At 47.0% G+C, this 4505-nt stretch carries 3 protein-coding genes and 1 pseudogene; 3 read left to right on the top strand and 1 reads right to left on the bottom strand.

From position 1 onward, the window contains the following. The 3 genes from VF500_RS05440 to VF500_RS05430 all read left to right on the top strand — a co-directional run. Positions 1-1419: RagB/SusD family nutrient uptake outer membrane protein (locus VF500_RS05440; protein ID WP_330858700.1), on the top strand; the 1419-nt coding region annotated here is incomplete at its 5' end. Positions 1420-1448: 29 nt separating this feature from the next. Beyond that, positions 1449-2426, top strand: coding sequence for a discoidin domain-containing protein (locus tag VF500_RS05435; protein WP_330858699.1), 978 nt, complete (start codon positions 1449-1451; stop codon positions 2424-2426). A gap of 175 nt (positions 2427-2601) precedes the next feature. Continuing rightward, the gene (locus VF500_RS05430) at positions 2602-4206 is read left to right on the top strand and encodes an RICIN domain-containing protein (protein ID WP_330858698.1); all 1605 of its coding nucleotides are present in this window, start codon (positions 2602-2604) and stop codon (positions 4204-4206) included. Between the two features lie 64 nt (positions 4207-4270). Here the strand turns inward: VF500_RS05430 and VF500_RS05425 are convergent. After that, positions 4271-4505 (bottom strand): annotated as a pseudogene (locus VF500_RS05425) (hypothetical protein); the annotation flags it as partial.

Below are 4505 nucleotides of genomic sequence, written 5' to 3'. Positions count from 1 at the left end.
GCCGAGATCCTTGCCTTGAACGGTCAGCAGCTAATTGATCAGTACAAGGCCGAAGCCCGGTTTTTGCGCGCTTATTTCTATTTTCTGCTGATGCGCCAGTATGGCCCGGTGGTTTTGGTTGGCGAAAAAGAGATCGCCGCAGATGCTACCGCCCAGGACATGCAACTGCCACGCAGCTCATATGATGATTGCGTTAACTATGTAAGCAGCGAGTTGGATAAAGCAGCGGCTGTATTGCCGCAGGTTGCTTCCAACAATGGCCAGGCCAGCGATGTGCAGGCGGGCCGTGCAACTATTGGGATGGCTTTAGCTGTAAAGGCAAGGCTACTGCTTTACGCGGCCAGCCCTTTGTATAACGGCAATACTGATTATGCCTCTTTTAAAGGGCCGGACGGAAAACAGCTGATGAACCAGGTATACGATGTACAGAAATGGAAGAAAGCCGCTGATGCTGCCAAAGCGGTTATCGATTTAGGGCTGTACCAATTATATAAAGACGGTAGCGGTGACCCGGTAAAATCATACCAGGGCATATTTTTACAGCAATGGAACTCCGAACAGATCTTTAACCGCAAATCAAACAGCCTGCCTACCTGGGATACTCACTGTATGCCGCGGCAAGCCGGTGGTTGGGATGGCATCGGTGTAACACAGGAACAGGTTGATGCTTACTTTATGAAGGATGGTAAGCCTATCACCGAGTCATCTACCTACTCCGAAACAGGTTATACCAGCGTAAATGGCGTACAGGTTTACAACATGTATATTAATCGCGAACCAAGGTTTTACGCCTCTGTTACCTATAACAACGCTGTTTTCCAAGGAGGTAATATGCAGTCGGCCGCACCTATCAGCTTTTTTGTGAGCGGGCCCAACGGCAAAAATGGCCATCCCACCGATTTTACCAAAACCGGGTACCTGGTACGTAAAAACGTAGGCACGCAAACTAATGCAGGTTCGGGCGGTAATGGTGCGCAGCAGGCACGTCCGCTGGCGTTGTTCAGGCTGGGCGAGGTTTATCTCAATTATGCTGAAGCACTGAACGAATACAGCCCCGGCAACCCTGATATCGTAAAATATCTCAATCTGATCAGGGAGCGGGCCGGCATACCGCAATATGGTAGTGCCGATTTACCAGTCCCCCCAAGCCAGACTGATATGCGTACCCGCATCAGGCAGGAGCGCAGGGTTGAGCTGGCGTTTGAATCCATCAGATGGTTTGATATCCGCCGCTGGAAAATCGCTGCCCAGGTTATGGGCGATGTACACGGTATGAACATGAACAAAGACGGCGATGACTTCTATAAAAGAACGGTTGTAAGCAGTCACCTGTTCAGATCGCCGGCATCCTATTGGTTCCCGATTAGCCAGTACGATATGGACCGCTCAAAGCTGGTTGTTCAAAATCCCGGATGGTAAGCAATTCATTAATTTTTCAGTAAAGAAGTATGAAAACTCAACATATTTTAAAGTTCATGGGTTTGATGGCCCTTGTTCAAAGTATTGTTTTATCGGGCTGTAAAGACAATGTGGTATTACCGTACCAACCGATAGACAGCTATACCCAGATCTACATGCCCGAAGCCGTGAATGGCCCCGTAGTTAAAACCCTCAAAATAACTGATAGCGTACAAACTTTGATCTATGGTGCTAACTATGGAGGCCAGGATTATCCGGGCAGTGACATCTCAGTTAACTTCACCGTTAACAAAGCTTTGGCCGATAGTTTTAATGTTGCCAATAAAACCAATTACCCGGTTATGCCCGATGGCAGTTATACCCTATCTGCAAACACAGCGATCATACCAAAGGGGAAGGTAAGCACAACACCCTTAACCATCAGCGTAAAAACCAATGGAGCCGGGGCAATGGATGCCTTAAAAACATATATTTTACCTGTTGGAATTAGCGGTAATCCTGTAAAGGTTAGAGAAGCTTTGCGTACAACCTTTTATATACTCAAAGCCCAGCCCGACTTTAACGACTATCCTAATTATGACCGTACTAACTGGGCTATAATCGGTTTTTCATCGCAGGAAGCCAATGGCGAAGGCCCTAATAACGGACGTGCTGTATTTGCGCTGGATGGTAACACTTCAACCTTTTGGCATACCCAGTGGTCGGGAGCTTCGCCGGGGCCGCCGCATTATATCATTATTGATATGAAAGAGGCTAAAACCGTGCATGGTGTATCATTTGTGGGTAGACAGGCCGATGGTGGTGGTAAGCCCAATGAGGTTAACATACAGGTAAGCCTTGATAATACCACATGGACAGATGCCGGCACATTTAACCTATTGAACAACAAAGACCTCCAAAAGCAGTTTTTACCCAATGGATTTAAAAGTGCCCGCTATCTTAAAGTGATCATCAACTCGGCTTATAATGGTTCCTACACGCAGGTGGCCGAGTTTAACGCCTTTTAAAAACAATAATTCAACAGGCGGCCACCTAACCGCCTGTTGATAAATACCCTACACTACACGGAAAACATATTTTTTGCCGGGATTTCCACGGCCAGGGAATACTCTGGCCGTACCGGCCGCTTCCATTGTCATTGCACACATCAATTTATCAATCTATAAACAAAAACAACAAACCATGAAGAAGAACAATTTAAAAAGCAACAAATCCATGCGGCTTTTATTGCCGCTTGCAACGGGAATTGCACTAATGCTGCCCGCATGCAAAAAAAATGATTCTGTAAAAGTTAACACCGGGCAGGAAGCAAAAAGCGGGAAGCTGAGCACCCATAATGTGGTTAACGCAGGCAACGCAGATCTGGCTTTTAACGCCTACAACAATGCCTTCTTAGTAAATTCGGGAGGACAAACGTATTACAAAAAATCCATCAGCGACGGCACTGCCGACGGTACCTGGGTAGCTTCGCTGGATATCCTTGTTGCCGAAGACGCTTACGAGCGAACAGGCAGCGCGGCACACAAAACGCTGGTAAACAACCTGTGCGCTACCTGGCTCCAAAACACCCCTGTTCCCTGGACATGGGACGGCTGGAACGATGACATCGGCTGGTTTTCGCTGGCGCTGATCCGTGGTTATCAGATGACCGGTACCACTAATTATTTAACACAGGCCAAATACGGCTTTGATATGGCTTTTGCCCGTGGCTGGGACACACAATACAACGGCGGCGGTATCTGGGAGCAACAACCCGACAAAACCCCGGCCGGCGAACCTATCAACAAACAAGCGTTATCCAACAACAGCCTCGGCAAAGTGGCCTGCTACATTTACCAAAGTACACACGATCAAAACTATCTGAATAAAGCCATCCAGATCTATGACTGGGTTTGGAACCATATTTATAATTCAAATACAGGGCAGGTTTACGCGGGGATTGATCGTAATAATGTAGTTGATACAGGCTCAGCTGTATACAACCAGGGTACTTTTGTCGATTATGCCAACTTACTTTACCAGATAACCGGCAATATAAATTACTATAACGATGCCAAACGATCTATAGATTATGTAAAAAACAACATGACAACCAATGGCATCATCACTAATAATGCAGGCTATTTAAATACCTGGGGTGATGAATTTGCGCGCGGCCTGGGCCATTTTGTGAGGGATAACCGCATGTGGAGCACCTATTATTCATGGATGGCACAAAACGCCACCGCCATTTGGAATAATCGCCGTACCGACTATAACATTACCTGGAACGGCTGGGATCAGGCAACCCCTACCGATAATACTTTAACCACCAGCAAATTTGCAAGCGCGGTGGCATGGCTGCAATATACCCCCGGCGCACAACCCGACGAAATTGCAGGTATGCATTATATTGTAAGCAATCAAAACGGTGTAGCAGTTGATAACAACAATACGGCTACCAACGGCGCTGGCGTAGTTCAGTGGGGATTAAACCACGGGCAAACCCAAAAATGGAATTTCACCCAAAATGAAGATAGCTCATGGAATATTGTAAGCCAGGGAAGCTGGCTGGCCTTGGATGTTCCGGGAGGTGCTACAACCAATGGCCTGCAACTGGATCAGTGGACGCCCACTCGTGCCAATAACCAGCGCTGGTGGGTTGACAAACAATCCGATGGTACGTACAAGATCTGGAGCCAGGCTACGAGCGGAGCACTGGATAATTCAAGTTCGTCGGTAAATGGTTACAAACTGGTGCAATGGGGCTGGAATGGCGGCAGCCAGCAACGCTGGTTATTGCAATAGGCCAGTTCAATTTTATAAAAAGGCGCGTATGTAAAATCTGTACGCGCCTTTTTTGGGACCATCGTTATAAAACGACGTGGAGCCGATCTCCACTTTTGATAAAATAAGTATGTTGTTTAGTTCCCAGAATCACTTTCACTTCAATTTTCCCAGCCACTTTTCTGGAGACCCTGAGATCAAAAACTGTCCCGAATGCCTGAATCTTATTCAAGGCCATATCATTCCAATTGTTAGGGAGTCTGGGCGTGCAATCAAAGCTATTAAAACCTGTAGGCCTTATGCCGAACAAACCCTCTGTA

This window comes from Mucilaginibacter sp. (assembly GCF_036383575.1).
Taxonomy (GTDB): Bacteria; Bacteroidota; Bacteroidia; order Sphingobacteriales; family Sphingobacteriaceae; genus Mucilaginibacter.
Note: the sequence above shows the minus strand (reverse complement) of the source record. Positions and strands in the feature narration are given on the sequence as shown.

What these genes read in the sequence shown, in the direction of transcription:
- VF500_RS05435 (WP_330858699.1), top strand. Translation starts at nt 1,449, where the DNA reads ATGAAAACTCAACATATTTTAAAGTTCATGGGTTTGATGGCCCTTGTT.
- VF500_RS05430 (WP_330858698.1), top strand. Translation starts at nt 2,602, where the DNA reads ATGAAGAAGAACAATTTAAAAAGCAACAAATCCATGCGGCTTTTATTG.